Genomic DNA, 21,061 nt, shown 5'->3' with positions numbered 1-21,061 from the left:
ATAAGAGAACAAAAAACCCCAGCTCTATAAAAGAACGGGGTTTTTTGCTTATATTTAACTTTTATTTATATTACACCATGATCGATCATTGCATCAGCAATAATGTGGAAAGAAGCAATATTGGCTCCTGCCACTAAATCACCTTCTAAGCCGTATTCTTTTGCCACTTGACTGGCATTTTTATAAATATTTATCATTATTTGCTGTAATTTTTGATCAACTTTATCAAAGCTCCAGTGGTCCCACATTGCATTTTGGGTCATTTCTAAAGCAGAGGTTGCAACTCCTCCTGCATTTGCAGCTTTACCAGGTATATAATAAACATCATTATCCTGAATAAGTTTAGCAGCTGCAGGTGTTAAAGGCATATTTGCCCCTTCAGCGATTGCCATTACTCCATTATCGATTAATTTTTGGGCTGACTCTTCATCCATTTCATTTTGAGTTGCACAGGGAAGAGCAATATCACATTTCATTGACCAGATATCAGTACAATCCTCACAGTATTCGGCTTCAGGATATTTAGTTAAATATTCTTTAATCCTACCCCGATTAACTTCTTTGATCTCTTTGATATATTCTAGATCAATTCCGCTTTCATCATAAAGGTGTCCGGAAGAGTCACTCATTGCAACTACTTTAGCCCCCAACTGAGTTATCTTTTCAGCAGCATAAATTGCAACATTACCAGAACCAGATACAACAACCTCTTTATCAATTAGTGAAACATTGTTTTCTTTAAGCATTTCTTCTAGTATGTAAATCAAACCATAACCAGTTGCTTCTGTACGAACAAGGCTTCCACCCCAGCTTAAACCTTTACCAGTTAATACTCCAGCTTCATATCTATTTTTAATCCGTTTATATTGTCCAAAAAGATAACCGATTTCTCTTCCGCCTACCCCGATGTCACCTGCAGGGACATCTGTTTTATCACCTATATGGCGAGCTAATTCTGTCATAAAACTCTGGCAAAAACGCATTACCTCTCCATCAGATTTTCCTTTTGGATCAAAATCACTCCCACCTTTACCTCCACCAATAGGACGTCCGGTTAAAGCATTTTTAAAAATCTGTTCAAAACCAAGAAATTTTATTATACCTGAATAAACAGAAGGATGAAATCTAATCCCACCTTTATAGGGGCCAAGAGTACTATTGAACTCTATTCTAAAACCACGATTGACTTGTACATTGCCATTATCATCAACCCAGGGAACCCTAAAGATAATCTGTCTTTCTGGTTCTACCAATCTTTCTAAAATACCATGTTCTTCATATTCAGGATGTTTGTCAAAAACAACTTTAATAGATTCTAATACTTCTTCAACTGCTTGATGAAATTCTACTTCACCTGGATTTCTTTCTTTAACCATTTTTAATACTTTATCAGTATACGCACTCAAACTTCTCACTCCTCTAAAATATAATATTAAATAACTATCACATAGATTTATATTATTATAGATTAGAATTAAAATCAATCAAAATACTTTAAACAACAACAAGTATACATGTATACAAAGAATATTTCTAAACTATAAATAAATCTCTGAGATTTTCTTGACAATAAAACTACAATTATATATACTAAATCTAAGTAATATTATAAATATTAAAATTGAATAAATTAAATAGGAAAATGCCTCATCTTTTTGGATGGGGTAGAGGCGCGAATTATAAATTAGTAACTTAAAGTTTAATTTAAGCTTAAGATTTTAAGTGAAAGGTTTATTCGCCGAAGTGGTTAATTGAGCTTAAGCATTTAACTGCTGGGTCTGCATAAAATATGTGCAGAACTGTCATTAAAAGTTTAATCCAGACTTTTAGTGTTGAGCTATCTCAAAAGATTTGGAAGAGGTGATTTCTCTGGTTAAGCTATTTAACTCAGCGAATTCGCTGAGTTTTTGTTATGCTAAAATTAGATTGGAAAAAAATACAAAAATGGAGTAGGTTATGGCTATGAAAAATATTACTATCCCAAAGCAGAAAATAAGAAAAATTGTTGAAGAAAATGGTACTCCCTTTCATATTTATGATGAAAGAGTAATTATAAAGAGGTTAAATAATTTGCTTAATTCATTTAATTGGACTGATTTCAAAGAATATTTTGCCATCAAAGCAAATCCGAATCCACATATTTTAAAGATTATGAAAGACATGAATTGTGGAGTTGATGCAGCAACAGTATCAGAAATAAAACTGGCAGAAAAGGTTGGCTTTGAAGGTACTGACATAATGTTCACCTCTAATTTAACCACACTTGATGCTTATCAATATGCGGTTGATAGAGGCGCTATTATTAATATCGATTGGGCTGCTGATATTTATGAACTCTTTGAGAATGGTATTATACCTGAAAATATTTCTTTTAGATTAAATCCAGGCTCAATTGAAAATGAAATTATGGGTGACTCTAAAGATTCTAAATTTGGTTCTACTGCAGAACAAATTAAAAAAGCTGTTTCTTTTTTAGCCGATAATGGCATTCAAAAACTTGGACTGCATACAATGGTGGTTTCAAATGAAAATGATCCAGCCATATTTAAAGATTATACAGAAATGATCTTTAGTTTTGCTCTAGAATTAATCGATGAATTTGGAGTAGAAATAGAATTTATCAATATTGGCGGTGGAATTGGCATTCCCTATTTACCAGAACAAGAAGTTGATTTAGAAGCAATTGCTGAGGCAGTATATCAATCATATCAGGAGATCATTCTTGCGGAAAATTTAAGTCCTAAAATTTTTCTGGAATCAGGTAGATATGTCAGTGGAGAATCTGGATATTTAGTTACAAGGGTGATTAAAGAAAAGGAAACATTTAAAAAATATTTAGGGCTTGATGCTTCAATGTCAGACTTAATGAGACCTGGTATGTATGGAAGTTATCATCATTTAAGTAATATTGATGCCGAAGAAAGAGCAGAAACAGAGTTGGAGATTTATGATGTTGTGGGATCACTTTGTGAAAACAATGATAAATTTGCGGTTAATAGAGAGCTTCCTTTAAGTAAAAAAGATGATATAATAGTTATACATGATACTGGTGCTCATGGTCATGCTATGGGTTTTAATTATAATGGTATGTTGAAAAATAGTGAGTTTTTGTACACTAAAGATGGAGAAGTCAAAAAGATCAGGCGGGATGAAACATTTGAAGATTACACTAATACTATTATAGGAGGCTATTAATTATGTTTAAAGGTTTAGGAACAGCTCTAATCACACCATTTAAAGAAAACGGCGATGTTGATTATCAGCTCTTTGAGAAAATTTTAGATCACCAACTAGAAAACAATGTTGATGCATTAATTGTAATGGGTACTACTGGTGAATCACCAACCATTCATTTTGAAGAAAGAAAAGAATTAACAAAAATGGCAGTTGCTAAAGCTGATGGTGAGCTACCAGTAATCATTGGTACCGGCACCAATGATACAGTTAAAGTTGTAGAGATGAATGAAATGGCAGAAGAGCAGGGTGCAGATGGCCTCTTGATTGTAACTCCTTATTATAATAAAACCAGTCAAGCTGGTCTTGTAGATCATTACACCTATGTTGCAGAAAGAACTGAGCTGCCTATTATTGTCTATAATGTTCCCTCTAGAACCGGAGTTAATATTGAAGCAAAAACATTTAAAGAAATGGCTGATAAAGCAGATAATATTGTCGCTATTAAGGAAGCAAGTGGTGATATGAGCCAAATTCTAGATGTGATTTCTCTAACTGGAGATAAAAGTACTATCTTATCTGGTAATGATGATCAGGCAATGCCGCTGATGATGTCTGGAGGAAGTGGAGTTATTTCTGTGCTTTCTAATTTACTGCCAGGTGTAATGAAAGAAATTTGTGATCATATTTTAGGAGAAGATTATCCAGCTGCTAGAGAACTATATTATAAATATCATCGTTTAATGCAGTTAATATTTATTGATGTTAATCCAATTCCAATTAAATTTGCAATGGCTCAAATCGGTCTGGCTAATAATAATTTGCGTCGTCCTCTTATAAAGTTAAGCTCCAAGAATCAGGAAATTCTCTTAGAGGAGATGAGGAGGTTAGAAATTATATGAAATATGGAATCATAGGTTATTCAGGAAGAATGGGAGAGGCCATAGAGAAACTTTTTTCTCAAGCTGGCCATGAATTAGTTTATCAAAAAGATGAAAATGGTGAAAAGGAAATAGAAAAACCTGAATTAATAATTGATTTCTCTTTAAAAGAAGCTTTTCCGGAAACAGTCAAAGTTATAAAAGAAAAAGAGATTCCTTTGGTTATTGGGACAACCGGCTTAGATGAAGCTGATTTCAAGCAGCTAAATCAATTAGCAGAAAAGGTAGCAGTTATTCAGAGTTTTAATTTCTCAATTGGAATCAATATTTTAAGTGAACTTGTCTCTAAAGTAGATAATTATATTGATCAGGACTGGGATATTGAAATTTCTGAAACTCACCATAGATTTAAAAAAGACAAACCTTCTGGCACAGCAATTATGCTCTCAGATTTGATAGATAGAGATATTGATATGCATTCAAAAAGACTTGGTTCAGAATTTGGTGAACATGAAGTTTATTTTGCCAGTACTGGTGAGGTTTTAACTTTAAAACATAGAGCTTATTCTAGAGAAGCCTTTACAAAGGGTGTACTCTTAAGTGCTGAAAAAATATTGGATTTAAACCCCGGTTTATATTCTTTTAAAGATATATTAACAAATTAAATATATAAAATGGAGTGATACAAAATGAATTCTTATGATTTAATTGATTACATTTCCAATTCGGAAAAGAAAACACCTGTAAAACTATATGTGCAGGGAGAAGCTTTAAGTGAGGCTTTAAGTGAATATGATTATTTTGGTGATGATAATTCTGGTATTGTTTTTTGTGATAACAATCAAGTAAATGAAATCAGAGAAAAGCTTGGTAACAAACTTCACAAAGAAAAAATTGAAATGGACCGCAAAAATTCAGCAATTCCTTTAGCAGACTACAACAAATATAATGCAAGAATTGAACCAGGGGTTCATATTCGAGATCAGGTTGAGATTGGTGATGGTTGTGTAATTATGATGGGGGCAGTAATTAACATTGGTGCTAAAATTGGCGAAAATACAATGATTGATATGAATACAGTTTTAGGTGGTAGAGCTACTGTTGGTAATAACTGTCATATTGGTGCTGGAACTGTCTTAGCAGGTGTAATTGAACCACCAAGTGCTGATCCAGTAATAGTTGAAGACAATGTTTTAATTGGAGCTAATGTTGTTGTTTTAGAAGGAGTAAAAATTGGTGAAGGTGCTGTAATTGCTGCTGGTTCAGTAGTAATTGATGATGTACCACCTGCATCTGTTTATGCTGGTGCTCCAGCTAAAAAGATCAAAGATGTAGATGATAAAACAAAACAAAAAACTGAATTAGTTTCCAGTCTGCGTAAGTTGTAATAGGTGGTTATAATGAATTATTTAAATCTATATAATCATTATGACTTTGAAATTGATTTCGCAGATGGAGTCTATATCTATGATAAAAAAGGAAAGAAATATATTGATACTTTTTCAGGGATTGGTGTTTTAGCTTTAGGACACAGCCACCCAGAAGTAATAAATTCTCTTAAATCAAAATTAGATCGTTATGCCCATACTTCTAATTACTTTTTAGATGAAGATATAGAAGCAGTTTCTCAGCTTTTATCTCAGCAAGACGAAAAAGTTTTTTATGTTAATTCAGGAACTGAAGCTACAGAACTTGCTTTAAAAATAGTTAAAAAGAAAATTAAAGATGGGAAAATATTATATTTTTCTAATTCATTTCATGGAAGAAGTTTAGGTGCATTATCGGTTAATGGTTTTCCTGAAATCAAAGATCAGTTCAAACCACTGCTTCCTAATACAATAGAAGCTGAATTTAATAATATTGAATCATTAAGAAAAACAGCAGCTGAAAACCCAGATATTAAGGCAGTATTTTTTGAACCACTCCAGGGTTCAGGAGGAGTAAGGCCTGCAGATAAAGACTTTGTTGCAGAATTAAAAAAATTAACAGCAGCTAATAACTGGATAATGGCAATTGATGAAGTCCAGGCAGGATTATATAGAACTGCAAAAAAATATTCTTTTCAACATTATGATATTGAAGCTGATTTAATTACAGTTGCCAAAGCATTAGGTGGAGGTTTACCCCTAGGTGCTGTAATAATGGCAGGAGAAATGAGAGAAGTTTTAGCAGCTGGAGATCACGGCTCTACTTTTGCTCCAAACCCCTTAGCTTTAAGAGGAGCTAAAATAGTTTTAGAAAAACTTAAAAACATGGAAGCTCAAATCAAAGAAAATGGAGATTATTTTTATAATAACTTGAAAAAAATTGATTCTGATAAAATTAAAGAAGTAAGAGGGATAGGTTTAATGCTGGGTCTAGAATTGAAAGAAGAGATAGTAGATCTGCGTAATGAAGCTGAAGAAAATGGTCTGCTGCTCAATGTTTTAAAGGGAAAAACAATCCGTTTTCTACCTGCTTTAAATATCACTAAAACTGAAATAGATCAAATCATAGCAAAACTAAATAAACTATTATAAAGAAAAAAAGTTATCAGATTATATGATCCCCTAGATGATAGGCAGATTAAACAATAATTATCTGTTTTATCAAAAAAGGGGATCTTTTTATTTAAAAATCGGGCATTTCATCAATGGCATTTTTCTTTTCTTCTGTATCAATATGAGTATAGATTTGAGTTGTTGAAATATCTGCATGACCTAAAAGATCCTGTAAAACTTTAATATCTTTGGTCTGCCTATATAACATGCTGGCAAAGGTATGTCTTAATTTATGGGGAGTTATTTTATCAGCTCTACTTAATCCTGCTTTTTTTGCATATTTTTTAACAAACAGTTGAATTGTTCGGGGACTGATTCTTTTTCCATGTCTGGATAAAAAGATGGCCTGTCTAGCATCTTGCTCTTTAATTTTAATACTATTTCTTTCTTTTAAATAACTTTTCAGAGCTTCTGTAACATCATTATGCAGAGGTACATATCTTTCTTTGCTTCCCTTACCATAAAATTTAATTGAACCATCTTCAAAATCTATATTATCAAAATCTAAATTAACCAATTCAGAAATTCTTAAGCCTGCATATAGAAAAAGCTTGGTTATTGCAATATCTCGACGGCGATTAATATTATCTTTATCATCAATTGCTTGAATAAATTTTTGAGCTTCTTTTAATTTTAAATAAATAGGTTCAAGCTTTGTGTCAGTTTTACTGCTGTCAATTGCTTCAGCAGGATTTTTTTCTATAACACCATAACGAAGTAGATATTTATAAAAAGAACGGATAGCAAAAAGTTTTCTATTTCTTGTAATTGCTTTATTATCATTAACAATTACAGCATCTGCTAAAAATTCTGCTATATCCAGTCTATCAACATTTTCAGCCTTAAAGTTTTTAGGAAAATCTAATTCTTCTTTTAAATATCTATGCAGCTGCAGGAGATCGTTTTCGTATTGTTTGATAGTTAATTTAGAATAACCCTTTTCAACATCTAAGTATTTTTTAAATTTATTTACTGCTTCTAAAAAGTTTAATTGAGAAATTATAAACCCTCCTCTTAATATAACAATCTATATAATATATTTCTATTAATTAGAGAAAAATCCTGCTTTAAAATACTTGACCATCTCTGACCTTTATATTATAATATATAATAGAAGTTAAGCTTATAATAATATATTGAATTTGAGGAGGGAAAGCCTTATGGATATGGAAAAGTTTACTCGGAAAGCTCAGCAGAGTCTTGTAGAGGCTCAGCATGTTGCTAAAGATTATAGTCATCAAGAAATTTTTCCAGCTCATCTTTTAAAAGCAATGTTAAATCAAGATGATGGAATAGTCTTACCACTGCTGGAAAAAGCTGAGGCTAATTTAAAAATTATTAAAGAAGAAAATGAAGAGTTATTAGAAAAACTACCTCAGGTATACACTAAAAAAGATGCTCAGGCCTATATGTCATATAAATTAAATGAAATTTTAAGAGAAGCTGATAAACAGGCAGATGCTCTGGGAGATAAATTTGTTTCTACAGAACATTTTTTATTAGCTTTTTTAGCAAAAAGAAATACAGATATTGCTAAAATTCTGTCTGAAAATGGAGTCAATCTTAGCCAAATGAAAAAGATTATTAAAGAAATCAGAGGAGGTAGTAATATAGATTCTCAACAGGGAGAAGATGCTTTTAATGTTTTAGAAAAATATACAATTGATATTACTGCTCAGGCCGAAGAGGGGAAATTAGATCCTGTAATTGGTCGTGATAATTTAATCAGAAGAGTAATGCAGGTTCTTTCTAGAAGACGCAAAAATAATCCGGTATTGATTGGTGAGCCCGGTGTTGGTAAAACTGCTATTGTAGAGGGGCTTGCCCAAAGAATAGTTAATGGAGATATTCCAGAAAGCTTAAAAAATAAAAAGGTAATATCTTTAGATATGGGTTCTTTGGTAGCAGGAACCAAATTTAGAGGGGAGTTTGAAGAAAGATTAAAATCAGTTTTAAAAGAAATTAAAAAAGCAGAAGGACAGATAATACTCTTCATAGATGAGATGCATACTTTAGTTGGTGCAGGAGCATCTGAGGGTTCAATGGATGCAGCAAACCTATTAAAACCAGCCCTTGCCAGAGGAGAACTTCATTGTGTAGGAGCTACTACTCTAACAGAATATAAAAAGCATATAGAGAAAGATGCTGCTTTAGAAAGAAGATTTCAACCTGTTAAAGTTTCAGAACCAGATATTGAAGATACAATTTCTATTTTAAGAGGTTTGAAAGAAAAATATGAAATTCACCATGGAATTAAAATCACTGACAATGCTATAGTAGCAGCTGCTAAATTATCTGATCGCTATCTAACAGAAAGATTTTTACCTGATAAAGCGATAGATTTAATTGATGAAGCAGCTTCTAAAATTCGCATAGAGATCGATTCTATGCCCCTTGAAATAGATGAATTAGATAGAAAGGTTAGGCTCTTAGAAGTTGAAAAAGAAGCTTTAAAAAAAGAAGATAATCCAGAAGCTAAAGAAAAGCTTGAGGAAATAGAAGAAAAACTGCAGGATTTAAAAGATAAAAGAGACCCACTCCAGTTAAAATGGCAGAACGAAAAAGATCAACTGGCCAAAATTCAAAAATTAAAAGAAGAAATAGATAGGGTTGAAGTTAAAGCTCAAGCTGCAGAAAGAGAAGCAAATTATGAAGAAGCTGCCAAGTTAAAGTATGGTAAACTTCATGATCTCCGAAAAGAACTGGCAGAACTGAGCAAAAAAGTAGAGGATTCAAAAGAAGATTCAGAACAGCTGGTCAAAGAAGAGGTTACTGAAGAAGATATTGCAGAAATAGTTTCACTTTGGACAGATATTCCTCTGCATAAATTAATGGAAGAAGAGAAAGAGAAATTAATCCATTTAGAAGAAGAATTAGAAAAACGTGTTGTTGGTCAAAGAGATGCAGTTGTTGCAGTTAGTAATGCAATTAGACGCTCTAGAACCGGCCTCCAAGATGCAGATAGACCACTTGCTTCTTTTCTCTTTATGGGTCCAACCGGTGTTGGTAAAACAGAACTTGCTAAAACTTTAGCAGCTTATCTTTTTGATGATGAAAAAGCACTTATCAGGCTTGATATGTCAGAATATATGGAAAGACATGCTGTCTCAAAACTAATCGGCTCTCCACCAGGATATGTTGGTTTTGAGGAAGGTGGACAGCTAACTGAAAAGGTAAGAAGAAAACCCTATTCTGTAATCTTATTTGATGAAATCGAAAAAGCCCATCAGGATGTATTTAATATATTATTACAAATACTCGATGATGGTGTTCTAACAGATAGTCAGGGTAAAGAAGTTGATTTTAAAAATACAGTGATTATTATGACTTCTAATATAGGTTCTCAATTCATAATGGACCTTCAGGAAAAATCAGAAATCAGAGAAAAAATAGAAAATGCTTTGAAATCTCACTTTAGACCTGAATTCTTAAACAGAATTGATGAAAAGATTATCTTTAATTCATTAAGTAAAGAAGATCTCTTTGCTATAATTGATATTCAAATATCTTATCTCCAGCAAAACCTAGCAGATAAAGATATAGAAATAGAATTAACAAGAGCTGCAAAAGAAGAACTGCTAGAGTTAGGTTATGAACCTGCCTATGGGGCAAGACCTTTAAGAAGAGTAATCCAAAGCCAAATTAAAGATGAATTGGCAATGTCTTTACTAGAAGGTAAAATAGAAGAAGGAGACACAGTAACAGTTGATTATGATAAGGGAGAATTTAAATTTAACAATTAAGTATAAAGCTATCAGCAGATCAGTGTCAAAACTGCTCTGCTTTTTTATATTGATCTAAGTTTTATCCAAAATATTTTTAAATGCTCACAATACTAAATTTTAGCAGCTGAAAATTAAAATATAATTAATAAGACAAAGGAATAATAATTTAAACAAAGAAAGATAATAATATAGAGGGCAGATTAACTAATTACTGGCAAGAACAAGAAAGCCTTTAAGCAGTTCCTGTGACAAAGAGCTGTGAGAGCCAAATCCAATCAGGAGGATCAGATTATAATGATAAAAAAAGAAAATATATGGTATCAAAATGCACGTTCATTAAATTATTTTTTTTACCGTCAAATATGGCATCTTCTTGCTTTGTTAATATTACTGCCTATTGTTTGGGCATTTGCAGCACCGGTAATGGGTGAAGGCTCCTGGCTGGGTATTACAGATATAACTTGGTTTTGGCTTACAATTGGCACAGCTGTCTTGCATCAAATAGTCGTCTGGATTGTTTTTCGTCTTCAGCTAGGTTGGGCTACTTTATCTAAAATATTTGGCCGTTTTGATCTATTTATCTGGAGTTTGATTTTTTTGCCCTTTCTTTTAGCTCGTGTTATTACTCTTCTTGGTTTAGCTAAATCTGATTCAAGTTCTCTTTTTCTTCCTGAATTAATAGCACTAGCTCTTGCCTTCTTTTTGTTGATTCCGGCTATTTATACTATTTGGTCAGTTCTGAGATATTTCGGGATAATTAGAGCATTAGGAGCAGATCATTTTCGAGTTTCTTATAGAAAAATGCCTTTAGTCAAAAAAGGAATCTTTAGATGGAATAGTAATTCTATGTATTCCTTTGCTTTTTTTCTGCTGTGGTTTATTGCATTATTCTTAGGTTCTCAGGCAGCATTAAGTGCAGCATTATTCCAATATCTTTATATCTGGGTACATTATTTCTGTACTGAAAAGCCAGATATGGAAATTATTTATGATAAATGAAGAGGCAGTTTCAAGTTTTAGGGTGCTGAGAAAAAAGTATAATAATATTAAGCAGTTTTAAGGAGAATAATTATGGATATCCCAAAAAATATTAAAAATTTACTAGAAAATGAAAGATTTTGTACGATGGCTACAGCTTGGAATAACAAGCCCTATTTATCATTAATGAATTTCACATATGTTGAGGCAGAAAATAAAATTATTTTAAGCAGCAGAATAAATAGCAAAAAATATTCTAATATTCAAAAGAACAAGAACATATCATTACTGATATCGTCAATTTCTGTTGGACTCAGTGCTACTTTTATAGGAACTGCAGTAACTATGGAGGATGAAGAAGGAAAGGGTTATAGAGAAATGCATATAAAAAAGAATAATATGCCTCAATTTATTATCGGAGATAATATTGGCTTAATTGTTTTTAGGATTGAAGAAATAATTCTTTCTGACAAAGATGATCAAGTTAAGTATATTGATTAAATCTGATCTCTTTTGTGAAGGATAATATTTCAATATAGCGAATATAATAAATAGATATCAACGAGTATTTTTTTAAGCCTTTAAAAAGGAGAAAAAAATGAAAATATTAATTTTAAATGGAGAAAGTTTAAATGGTAATAGTTTAGAAAAACTTTCGAGTTATTTAAAACAAGATTTGCAAAAAAACAATTTTGAAGTTGAAGAAATATTATTGAAGGATAAGATTATTGCTGATTGCCAGGGATGTTTTAAATGTTGGATTAAAACTCCAGGAATATGTATAATTGATGATTATGGTAGAGAAACAGCAGTTAAGGTGATAAATTCTGATATAATCGTTTTTTTAACACCAATTGTCTTTGGCAGTTATTCTTATCAACTTAAAAAAGCTTTAGACAGGCTTATTCCTTTAATCTCACCTTATTTTACTGAAATTAAGGGAGAAACTCATCATAAAAAACGTTACAAAAGTTATCCTTCAATTTTAGCTATTGCTATGAATGAAGCCAAAAATGAAATTCAAAATAAAATTTTCAAAGAACTTGTTGAAAGAAACAGCATCAATTTTCATTCTCATCATTTTAAAGCTGAGGTTTTGCTTTTTGATGATAAATCAATTAGAGAAAAGATCGAAAAAATAGTTAATAATTTCAGTCAAAAAGTTGGTGTGCAGAATGAATGAATTAAAAAGAGCAATATTTTTAATTGGCAGCCCTAAAGGTGAAAAGAGTTCATCAGCAAGTTTAGGCAACTATATTTTGAATTTACTAAAAGAAAATGATATTCAAACTAATACAGTTCATATTCATTCTCAAATAAATACCGAGGCAAAAACAGCTCTTTTTTTGCAAAACATAGAAAGAGCAGATTTAATTATACTTGCTGCACCACTATATGTAGATACATTACCTGCAAAAGTCATTAAAGCTCTAACTCTAATTGTCGAGAACAAGAAAAAGCTTTATTCACAAAATATAACTCCAGTAAAAAAACAGAGTTTTGCTGCAATTTTAAATTGTGGTTTCCCGGAACCTGAACAAAATAAAGTTGCGCTTAAAGTCTATAAAGAGTTTGCAAAAGAAGCTGGTTTTAATTATTTAGGTGGTATTGCTATTGGAATGGGAGGTTTAATTAATGGAAAAGCTCTTTCAGAAATGGGTGGAATAGCCAAAAATTTGATTAAGGGTCTAGATTTAGCCGCTGATGATCTTTTAAATAATCAAAAAATTTCTGATGCTGCAATTAAAAAAACTTTTAAACCTTTAATTTCTCAGAATTGGCTTTATACTTTAGTAGGCAATTTAAACTGGAAATTTAAAGCTTTAAAAAATGGGATTTATAAGAAGATAAATGATAAACCCTATACTTGACTTTGATTAATTTAATTTTAGGCTGAACAATTTAATAAAGGAGACATTAAAATGACCGAGATGGAATTATTAATAGATTTTTTTGTTGATGCAGAAAGACAGGGACCAGGTAGTCCTTCTGATACATTAAGAGCTTTACAATTTATTGATCTGGAGCAAGATAAGCCTTTAAAAGTTGCAGATATTGGTTGTGGCACTGGAGGACAAACAATTACCCTTGCTCAAAATATCAAAGCTCAAATTACAGCGGTTGATTTATTCCCTAAATTTTTAGTAAAATTAAATTTAAAAGCAAAAGAAACCAATTTGCAAAATAAGATTAGAACACTTAAAAGATCTATGGATGATTTAGATTTTAATAAAGAGGAATTTGATATCATTTGGTCTGAAGGGGCTATATATATAATGGGGTTTGCAGCAGGAATAAAAAAATGGAAATACTTTTTAAAAACTGGTGGCTATCTTGCTATTAGTGAATTAACTTGGCTAAGCAATTTAAGGCCTAAAAAAATAGAAGAATACTGGCATAATCAATACTCAGAGGTTGATACAGCTGCAAATAAAATTAAGATATTAGAGAAAAATGGATTTTCTCTAGTTGGTTATTTCATTTTGCCGGAAAGCAGTTGGATTGATAATTATTATAAGCCAATGGAAGAGCGCTTTGATGATTTTCTTAGAAAACATGATAATTCTGAGCTGGCCAGAAAGATAGTAAATGAGCATAAAGAAGAGATTAGATATTATAAAATGGCCAAAAATCATTGCAGTTATGGTTTTTATATTGCAAAAAAGATTGGTTGATAATTAAATCAGCTAAATATAGTAATACGGTAAGATATCAATGAATTAGCAGCTTCTACCCGGTAATATCTTAGATATTTATTACCTTTTTTTAGTCAGTGAAGTTTCTTCAGCAGTAAAAGAGCCAGATAGTGGCTGCTAATATTGATACTTCATTAATAGTTAGCTCCTTGAAACAAGATTTTAATTTAAGAAGACTTGAAAGATATTTAACAATGGCCTGGAATAGTGGTGCTAAGCCAGTTATAGTTTTAAGTAAGGCTGATTTATGTAATGATGCTCAGGCAAAAAAAGCTGAAGTTGAAAAAGAAGCTTTTGGAGCTCCTATTCATATAATTTGCTCTCTAACAGGTGAAGGATTAAATGAGCTTAAAGAATATTTGAATAGAGGAGATACTACTGCTTTGCTGGGTTCTTCTGGAGTTGGAGAATTTGTTAATTATTAATGGAATTATATATTATAAAAATATACTGACTGAAAGACTAAACAGTGTTATTTTCATTGATTGTATGAGCATAAAAGTATTTCCCAAAGCAGATGTTTAGCACTGCATAGTTCATAAAGTGATATTTACACAACTTATTGTATAGTTCTCTTGATTTTATTATTTTATTAAAACAATTTGTTTATAAAATTTAAAGGGAAAATAAAGTTTTTATAGAAATATTAGGATAAGGAAATAACTTTAATTTATGAGGAGAATAATATATGGATCCGGGAATAATTTTCATTATACTACTCTTATTGTTTTTAATAGTAATGTTTATAATAGAGCCCATTCGCATTGATATAATTGCCCTTTCTATTCCGGTGATTTTAGTTTTAACTAACTTTTGGACACAAGTTAGTCCTATAGAGGCAATATCTGGATTTTCAAGTTCAGCAACTATTACCATTGGTTCAATGTTTATCATTAGTGCGGGTATAGAAAAAAGTGGTGTCATTCAGTCTCTGGGAAAAAAAATATATAAATGGACTGGAGATAGTGATATTAAACTTCTTTTTTATATTATTTTATTTGCTGGTATAACTGCAGGGTTTATTAATAATACTCCTGTAGTGGCACTATTTATTCCCCTGGTAATGGGAATTGCAAAAAGGAAGAATAGTTCACCTTCTAAATTTTTAATACCGCTTTCCTATGCTGCAATGATGGGAGGTTTAACAACCTTAATTGGAACTTCTACTAACATTTTAGCCAGTGATATATTATTGCAAAGAACTGGAGAAGGCTTTTCAATGTTTGAATTTACTCATCTGGGATTATTAGTGCTATTCATTGGTGCTATTTATTTACTGCTTATTGGCAGAAAAATACTTCCAGAAAGAATAAAGCCTGAAGTTGAAGTGACAGAGAAATTTAATGTTGGTAAATACCTAACTGAAACTATAATTAGAGAAGAATCTTCCTTAATAGGGAAGACTGTTAGAGAAGCTAAACAGCAAATGGATTTTGAGTTGGATATAATTCAACTACAGCGGTCTGGGGTTAAATACTTCGAATCTTTTTTCAATAAAACTCTTCAAGTAGGAGATCATCTTATTGTAAGAACAGATCCCAAAAATATTCTCCAATTGATTAAAACACATCGCATGGAAATAACTAAGAAATCGCCCACCAGAGAAAGTTTATATAGTAAAGAGGAAAGTCAGAATTTGGTGGAAATTGTACTTACATATGGTTCTTTTCTGGAAGGTCAAACACTAGAAGAAGTCAATTTTTTAGAAAAATATGACTGTACAATTCTGGCTATCCGTCAGGGGGAAGAATTAACTCATAAAAGAATGGGAAATATTATCTTAAAAGCTGGTGATGTATTGCTGCTAACTGCAGGAAAAAAAACAATTGCACGATTGAGAAAAAATAGGAATTTTATTGTTTCCAGTGAACTTGATGATACGGAATATTTACCTTCTAAAGTGGTTACATCTCTGGCTATTCTGGCAGGTGTTGTTTTGTTAGCTGCTTTAAATATTGTCCCAATTACAATTTCTTCTCTGGGTGGAGTTATTGCCATGGTAGTTACAAAATGTCTAAAACCGAATGAACTTCCTGAAGCAATAAACTGGAATGTAATTTTTCTTTTAGCTGGTTTAATTCCTCTGGGAATCGCAATGGATAAAACAGGTACAGCTCAATTTATGGCCAGCCAGATACTGAGGTTGGAAGGAATTTTGTCACCTCTAATGATTTTAATGGTATTTTATTTATTGACAGTGATTTTTGCAAACTTAATTGGTAATAACGCCAGTGTAATATTAATGTTGCCTGTAGCTCTGGATGCTGCCGCGCAGCTTGGATTGAATCCGCTGGCATTTGCTTTAGCAATTACTTTTGCTGCTAGTTCTGCCTTTTTAACTCCTATGAGTTATCAAACCAATATGATGGTTTACGGACCTGGAGGTTATAAATTTCAGGACTTTTTATGGACAGGGCTACCTTTGCAGTTAATACTTTTGGTTGTTGTTCCTCTGTTTATTAATCTATTTTGGGGTTTATAAGAACATTATTTTTGACAACCTTATTATCTTTAGGCTGTTTCCGAATTTGTGGGGGCAGCCTTTTTGCTTGACCTAATCAATCCTGAGTGATATACTATACTTAAAGATACATGTTAGGGGTATAATATGTTTTGGTAGTGTCTAAAAATCTATGAAAAAGTGATATTGAAGCTAGAAATTTAATTATTGTTTTAATTATATTAGCAATTATTGGTGCAGGTATTAATTTTGCTTTTGCCCAACCTGGACCAGGGATGATGAGACACGGAATAATGGAATCAGTTGATAGTGAATATGAATTTTTAGTTAAAATGATACCTCATCATGAAGAAGCAGTCACAAATGCACAAATTTTAAGAGATAATACTAATCGAGAGGAAATGAGAGAGTTTGCTGAAGATATTAGTGAAGTTCAGACTCGGGAAATTGAAGAAATGGAAAAATATCTGGCTGAATGGTATCCAGATAGAACAAATAATTATCAGTATCGTCCAATGATGGGAAATTATGAAGGCTTAACTGGAGAAAAATTGGATTATGTTTTTTTAGAAGATATGATTTTTCATCATATGGGAGCAGTAATGATGTCACAGCAGTTAATAATGCAAGGTTTAGATGAACATCAAGAAGTATATCAACTTGCTAGAAGTATCAGTAACAGTCAGCATGAAGAAATATTTATGATGAGAAATTGACTTAATACCTGGCAGTAATATATTGAATTTGACGTAACTTTTTTCAAAACAGGAGGAATAATTATGTTCGGTTATGGACATGGAATGATGGGTGGAGGATTTTCGATAATTTTCTGGATACTAATCATTGCAGTCGCATATTACTTTTTTAAAGAATTTAATAAGAGAAATCACCACAGACATGATGACCACAGATCTGATAACTCCGGTTATAAAGATCACAAAGGTTTTGATAATAATAGGAATAAGTCTAATAGAAATGAAATAGATTACAATAAAAGTGAAGGTACTCCTGAAAAAATTGCCAGAGAACGTTATGCTAAAGGTGAAATAACTAAAGAAGAACTTAATGAAATACTTGATAATTTAAATAACTAACCCTTTAATTATCCTGTTTGACTGTAGATTATCGTTCAACTGCAGTTGGACAGGATTTTTTCTATTTTAGTAGCTTACAGTAACTGTCCAAACTTATATGGTTATTCCGAAATATTTATAGAAAAAATTATAAACTAGTTATTGTAAAATAGATATGGACAGAAACAACAGGTTTCATAAGAAATTCAAACAGGAAATTAGGCATTTTTCGAGAATTTAAAACTTAGGAATCTATTGAATCTCCTTTAGCAGGAAGAGAAAAAATAATTTTGACCAGAGATGAAAATTATTCAGCAAAGGGCTGTGAGGTGGTTCATTCAAAGGAAGAGATTTTAAATAGATTTTTAGACCAGGAAAACTATTCAAAAAAATAATTAGTCAAAACACATTTCCTTCAGAGATAATTAAAGCGAAAAAGAAAGTTTGAAAATAGAAGCAGAGACAGAAATGCTTTGGTATAATCAAAATTTTTATTGAAAGGAAAAGTGTTATATTATGATAAAAAGATCTAGAATAAAATTATTGTTTGTCTTAATTATAGTTATATTAGCTATATTTTTTATTAATTTTGTTTTTAATCAAGCTGAAGAAGGCACAAAAACAGAAAATAAAGTTTTAGAAGATAAATTAGATGAAAGAGGAATTATTAAATCAGAAGTTGCAGAAAAAATAATTGAAGATAAAGCAAGAACTGTTATTAATACTATTAGTCTTAAAGACTTCTCTAAACTTGCAGGTTATATACACCCAGAAAAAGGTTTAAGATTTACACCATATACTCATGTTCAAGTAGCAAAAGATATTGTTTTTAGAAAAAATCAAGTTAGAGATTTTTTTGAAGACGAGACAAAATATTTCTGGGGTCATTATGATGGTACTGGAAAAGATATCAAATTAACCCCAGCAGAATATTATGAGGAATTTATTTATAGTGAAGATTTCATTAATGCAGAAGAAATTGGCTATAATGAAGTTTTAAGCAGTGGTAATATGCTTGAAAATCAGTTTGAAGTCTACGAGCAGCCTATTATAGTTGAATATTATTTTTCCGGATTTGAGCCAAAATATGCTGGGATGGACTGGAAAAGTTTGCGTCTAGTTTTTGAAAAGCATGAAAACAGCTGGAAATTAACTGGTATTATCCATAATCAATGGACTATATAATTAAAGATAATGTTAAAAGTAATACAGCAATTATTCTCATTAATTGTTATTATAAAATGAAGATAAAAACTTAAAACACAGTGGGAGGTAAAAAGATGACCAAAGTATTGATCACATATTATAGTTCTTATGGACACATATTTAAAATGGCTCAAAGTGCAGCAGAAGCTTTAAAGGATAATCAAGATTTTGAGGTAAAGCTTAGTAAAATTCCTGAATTAGAAGCTGCTAGAAAAGGAATGTCTTCTCAAGCTGCCTATGTTGAAGCTCAAAAAGCTCAAGCTGATATTAAAGAGGCAACTCATGCTGATTTAGAATGGGCAGATGGTATAGTTTGGGGAATTCCTACCCGTTTTGGTAATATGCCGGCTCAGGTTAAACAATTTATTGATACAGCTGGAGGACTATGGGCTAAGGGAGCCTTAGAAGGAAAAGTTACTGGAATTATGAGTAGTACTAATACTGTTCATGGTGGTCAGGAAAGTACAATTCTTAGTTCATTAATTCCCCTTCTCCATTTGGGTATGATTTTTGTCGGTTCTCCCTATGGAGAAAATAAAGAACTAAGCGAATTTAAGCTTCAAGGAGGTACACCTTATGGCCCATCCACAATTGCAGGTGGAGATGGTTCACAGATGCCTACAGATGGTGACTTAAATATGGCTAAAAGACTGGCTGAAAGAGTTGCTAAAGTGGCCAGTGGGGTCAAAGAAGTTTATTAAAATTAATAAATATTAATCAATTATTGACCTCTGCTCTTAAAAGCAGGGGTTTTAAATATAGCTATCAATTTCTCAAAAAAACAGAATATTGTTAAAAAATAATATATTATTGAGCTAAGCTTTAAGGTATTAGTTGACAGTTCGTAATATTTCTGCTAAAATTTTATTAAATTCTAAACATTAAGTAAGTAACTATTAAAAAAATCAGATGGAGGATGAGAGAATGAAAGAGAAGAGTAGAGAAGAGCAAAGAAGTGGTTTTTTTGGTGATTTTGGAGGCAGAATAGTACCTGAAGATTTAGCATCTGCACTGGAAGAATTAAAAGAAGGGTTTGAAGAAATTAAAGATAATCAAGAATTTCTTGATGAGCTTGCTATTTTATTTAAAGATTATGTAGGTAAACCTAGCCCTTTATATTTTGCTAAAAACCTCACTAAAGAAGTCGGAGGAGCCAAAATATATTTAAAAAGAGAAGATTTAAATCATACTGGGGCCCATAAAATAAACAACTGTATTGGTCAGGCCTTATTGGCGAGGAAAATGGGTAAAAAGAGAATTATTGCAGAAACAGGTGCTGGACAACATGGTGTAGCAACAGCAACTGCTTGTGCACTTTTTGATATGGATTGTGAGATATATATGGGTGAAGTTGATACCAAACGTCAGGAATTAAATGTTTTTAGAATGGAATTACTTGGTGCTAATGTCAATGCTGTTTCTGCAGGAGATGGGACTTTGAAAGATGCAGTTGATGAAGCATTAAAAGATTTTGTTACAAATGTTGATACTACCTTTTATATGCTTGGTTCTGCTGTTGGGCCTGATCCTTATCCAACTATGGTTAAAGAATTCCAGTCTATAATAGGTAAGGAAGCTAGAATGCAAATTCTAGAAAAGGAGAATAAACTGCCAGATTACATAGTTGCTTGTGTTGGAGGAGGAAGTAATGCAATTGGACTATTTGCTCCTTTTGTTGATGATAAAGAGGTAAATATTTTAGGTATAGAGCCTGGGGGTAAAGGTGAAAAACCTGGTCAAAATGCTGCTCCATTAACTTATGGTAAACCAGGAGAATTACACGGCTTTAAAAGCTATGTTCTCTATGATGAAAATGATGAAATTTCTCATACTCACTCTATTGCAGCAGGACTTGACTATCCTGGTGTTGGACCAGAACACGGCTATTTAAAAGATAGTGGCAGAGCTGAATACACTACTGCTTCTGATCAAGAAGCTCTTGATGCCTTCCATTTATTATCAGAAAAAGAAGGAATAATACCAGCCCTAGAAAGTGCTCATGCTGTTGCAGGAGGAATGAAAATAGCCAAAGATTTAAATAAAGATCAAATTGTAATAATAAACCTCTCAGGTAGAGGAGATAAAGATGTAGGTCAAATTAAAAAATTACATGAAAACGGACAGCTAAACTAATCAACAATTAACACCTCTGATTGCTTTAAATTGGAGGTGTTTTTATTTTTTCGCAAAATAACTTGACATTTTTTATAAATGATATTAAACTGTAAAACAAGTTGCTCTTGCACACAATATATTGTGAAAACACAGCTAAATTTAGAAGCACTTTTAGCTTAATTAAATAGGCAAAAATAATTAAAAGTTTAAAA

General features: G+C 31.8%; 21 protein-coding genes and 1 riboswitch. Of the genes, 19 read left to right on the top strand and 2 right to left on the bottom strand.

Annotated features, from left to right (window positions below; translation table 11 throughout):
* Positions 1–65: 65 nt before the first annotated feature.
* Complete coding sequence (gene gdhA, locus LJ207_RS01205; protein ID WP_255666606.1) at positions 66–1,406, bottom strand: NADP-specific glutamate dehydrogenase; 1,341 nt, start codon at positions 1,404–1,406, stop codon at positions 66–68.
* Between the two features lie 251 nt (positions 1,407–1,657).
* A riboswitch (Lysine riboswitch) is annotated at positions 1,658–1,848 on the top strand.
* Positions 1,849–1,956: 108 nt separating this feature from the next.
* On the opposite strand from gdhA, the gene LJ207_RS01200 reads away from it, so the two are divergent.
* From LJ207_RS01200 to LJ207_RS01180, 5 genes are read left to right on the top strand one after another with little or no spacing between them, the layout of a single operon-like run.
* Complete coding sequence (locus LJ207_RS01200; protein ID WP_229343293.1) at positions 1,957–3,195, top strand: diaminopimelate decarboxylase family protein; 1,239 nt, start codon at positions 1,957–1,959, stop codon at positions 3,193–3,195.
* Between the two features lie 2 nt (positions 3,196–3,197).
* Entirely contained in the window at positions 3,198–4,076 is an 879-nt protein-coding gene (gene dapA / locus LJ207_RS01195) for a 4-hydroxy-tetrahydrodipicolinate synthase (RefSeq protein ID WP_229343291.1), read from the top strand.
* A complete protein-coding gene (locus LJ207_RS01190) occupies positions 4,073–4,720 on the top strand; it encodes a 4-hydroxy-tetrahydrodipicolinate reductase (protein WP_229343289.1) in 648 nt (215 codons plus the stop codon). The genes dapA and LJ207_RS01190 overlap by 4 nt, the downstream gene beginning before the upstream one ends.
* A gap of 24 nt (positions 4,721–4,744) precedes the next feature.
* Complete coding sequence (dapD, locus tag LJ207_RS01185; protein WP_229343287.1) at positions 4,745–5,443, top strand: 2,3,4,5-tetrahydropyridine-2,6-dicarboxylate N-acetyltransferase; 699 nt, start codon at positions 4,745–4,747, stop codon at positions 5,441–5,443.
* Between the two features lie 12 nt (positions 5,444–5,455).
* Positions 5,456–6,574 (top strand): aspartate aminotransferase family protein, encoded by a 1,119-nt coding sequence (locus LJ207_RS01180; protein WP_229343285.1) that lies wholly within the window; start codon positions 5,456–5,458, stop codon positions 6,572–6,574.
* 91 nt (positions 6,575–6,665) lie between these two features.
* Here LJ207_RS01180 and LJ207_RS01175 read toward each other — a convergent pair whose 3' ends face one another.
* Positions 6,666–7,595, bottom strand: coding sequence for a tyrosine-type recombinase/integrase (locus LJ207_RS01175; protein ID WP_369414136.1), 930 nt, complete (start codon positions 7,593–7,595; stop codon positions 6,666–6,668).
* 160 nt (positions 7,596–7,755) lie between these two features.
* Here LJ207_RS01175 and clpB point away from each other — a divergent pair, with 160 nt between their 5' ends.
* The 14 genes from clpB (at position 7,756) to trpB (ending at position 20,867) form a co-directional block, all read left to right on the top strand.
* A complete protein-coding gene (gene clpB, locus LJ207_RS01170; RefSeq protein ID WP_229343283.1) occupies positions 7,756–10,338 on the top strand; it encodes an ATP-dependent chaperone ClpB in 2,583 nt (860 codons plus the stop codon).
* Between the two features lie 276 nt (positions 10,339–10,614).
* The gene (locus LJ207_RS01165; RefSeq protein WP_229343282.1) at positions 10,615–11,319 is read left to right on the top strand and encodes a methyltransferase; all 705 of its coding nucleotides are present in this window, start codon (positions 10,615–10,617) and stop codon (positions 11,317–11,319) included.
* Positions 11,320–11,391: 72 nt separating this feature from the next.
* Positions 11,392–11,799, top strand: coding sequence for a pyridoxamine 5'-phosphate oxidase family protein (locus tag LJ207_RS01160; protein ID WP_229343279.1), 408 nt, complete (start codon positions 11,392–11,394; stop codon positions 11,797–11,799).
* A 97-nt stretch (positions 11,800–11,896) separates the two neighbouring features.
* Positions 11,897–12,481, top strand: a complete 585-nt coding sequence (locus tag LJ207_RS01155; RefSeq protein WP_229343278.1) for a flavodoxin family protein — start codon at positions 11,897–11,899, stop codon at positions 12,479–12,481.
* Entirely contained in the window at positions 12,474–13,169 is a 696-nt protein-coding gene (locus LJ207_RS01150; RefSeq protein ID WP_229343276.1) for an NAD(P)H-dependent oxidoreductase, read from the top strand. The genes LJ207_RS01155 and LJ207_RS01150 overlap by 8 nt, the downstream gene beginning before the upstream one ends.
* A gap of 51 nt (positions 13,170–13,220) precedes the next feature.
* Positions 13,221–13,973, top strand: a complete 753-nt coding sequence (locus tag LJ207_RS01145; RefSeq protein WP_229343274.1) for an SAM-dependent methyltransferase — start codon at positions 13,221–13,223, stop codon at positions 13,971–13,973.
* A 131-nt stretch (positions 13,974–14,104) separates the two neighbouring features.
* Positions 14,105–14,419, top strand: a complete 315-nt coding sequence (gene rsgA / locus LJ207_RS01140; RefSeq protein ID WP_229343272.1) for a GTPase RsgA — start codon at positions 14,105–14,107, stop codon at positions 14,417–14,419.
* 263 nt (positions 14,420–14,682) lie between these two features.
* The gene (locus LJ207_RS01135; protein ID WP_229343270.1) at positions 14,683–16,476 is read left to right on the top strand and encodes an SLC13 family permease; all 1,794 of its coding nucleotides are present in this window, start codon (positions 14,683–14,685) and stop codon (positions 16,474–16,476) included.
* 272 nt (positions 16,477–16,748) lie between these two features.
* Complete coding sequence (locus LJ207_RS01130) at positions 16,749–17,171, top strand: DUF305 domain-containing protein (protein WP_229343268.1); 423 nt, start codon at positions 16,749–16,751, stop codon at positions 17,169–17,171.
* A 63-nt stretch (positions 17,172–17,234) separates the two neighbouring features.
* A complete protein-coding gene (locus tag LJ207_RS01125) occupies positions 17,235–17,549 on the top strand; it encodes an SHOCT domain-containing protein (RefSeq protein WP_229343266.1) in 315 nt (104 codons plus the stop codon).
* A gap of 233 nt (positions 17,550–17,782) precedes the next feature.
* A complete protein-coding gene (locus LJ207_RS12460) occupies positions 17,783–17,923 on the top strand; it encodes a dihydrofolate reductase (RefSeq protein ID WP_369414135.1) in 141 nt (46 codons plus the stop codon).
* A gap of 121 nt (positions 17,924–18,044) precedes the next feature.
* Positions 18,045–18,713, top strand: a complete 669-nt coding sequence (locus LJ207_RS01120; RefSeq protein WP_229343264.1) for a hypothetical protein — start codon at positions 18,045–18,047, stop codon at positions 18,711–18,713.
* A 95-nt stretch (positions 18,714–18,808) separates the two neighbouring features.
* On the top strand, positions 18,809–19,435 hold the full coding sequence (gene wrbA, locus LJ207_RS01115) for an NAD(P)H:quinone oxidoreductase (RefSeq protein WP_229343262.1): 627 nt from the start codon (positions 18,809–18,811) through the stop codon (positions 19,433–19,435).
* A gap of 223 nt (positions 19,436–19,658) precedes the next feature.
* Positions 19,659–20,867 carry a tryptophan synthase subunit beta gene (gene trpB, locus LJ207_RS01110; protein ID WP_229343260.1) on the top strand — a complete coding sequence of 403 codons (1,209 nt, stop codon included), beginning with the start codon at positions 19,659–19,661 and terminating at the stop codon, positions 20,865–20,867.
* Positions 20,868–21,061 lie beyond the last annotated feature (194 nt).

The organism is Halanaerobium polyolivorans (assembly GCF_020711195.1).
GTDB lineage: Bacteria > Bacillota > Halanaerobiia > Halanaerobiales > Halanaerobiaceae > Halanaerobium > Halanaerobium polyolivorans.
The sequence above is the reverse complement of the archived record's forward strand: the minus strand, read 5'-3'. Positions and strand labels throughout refer to the sequence as shown.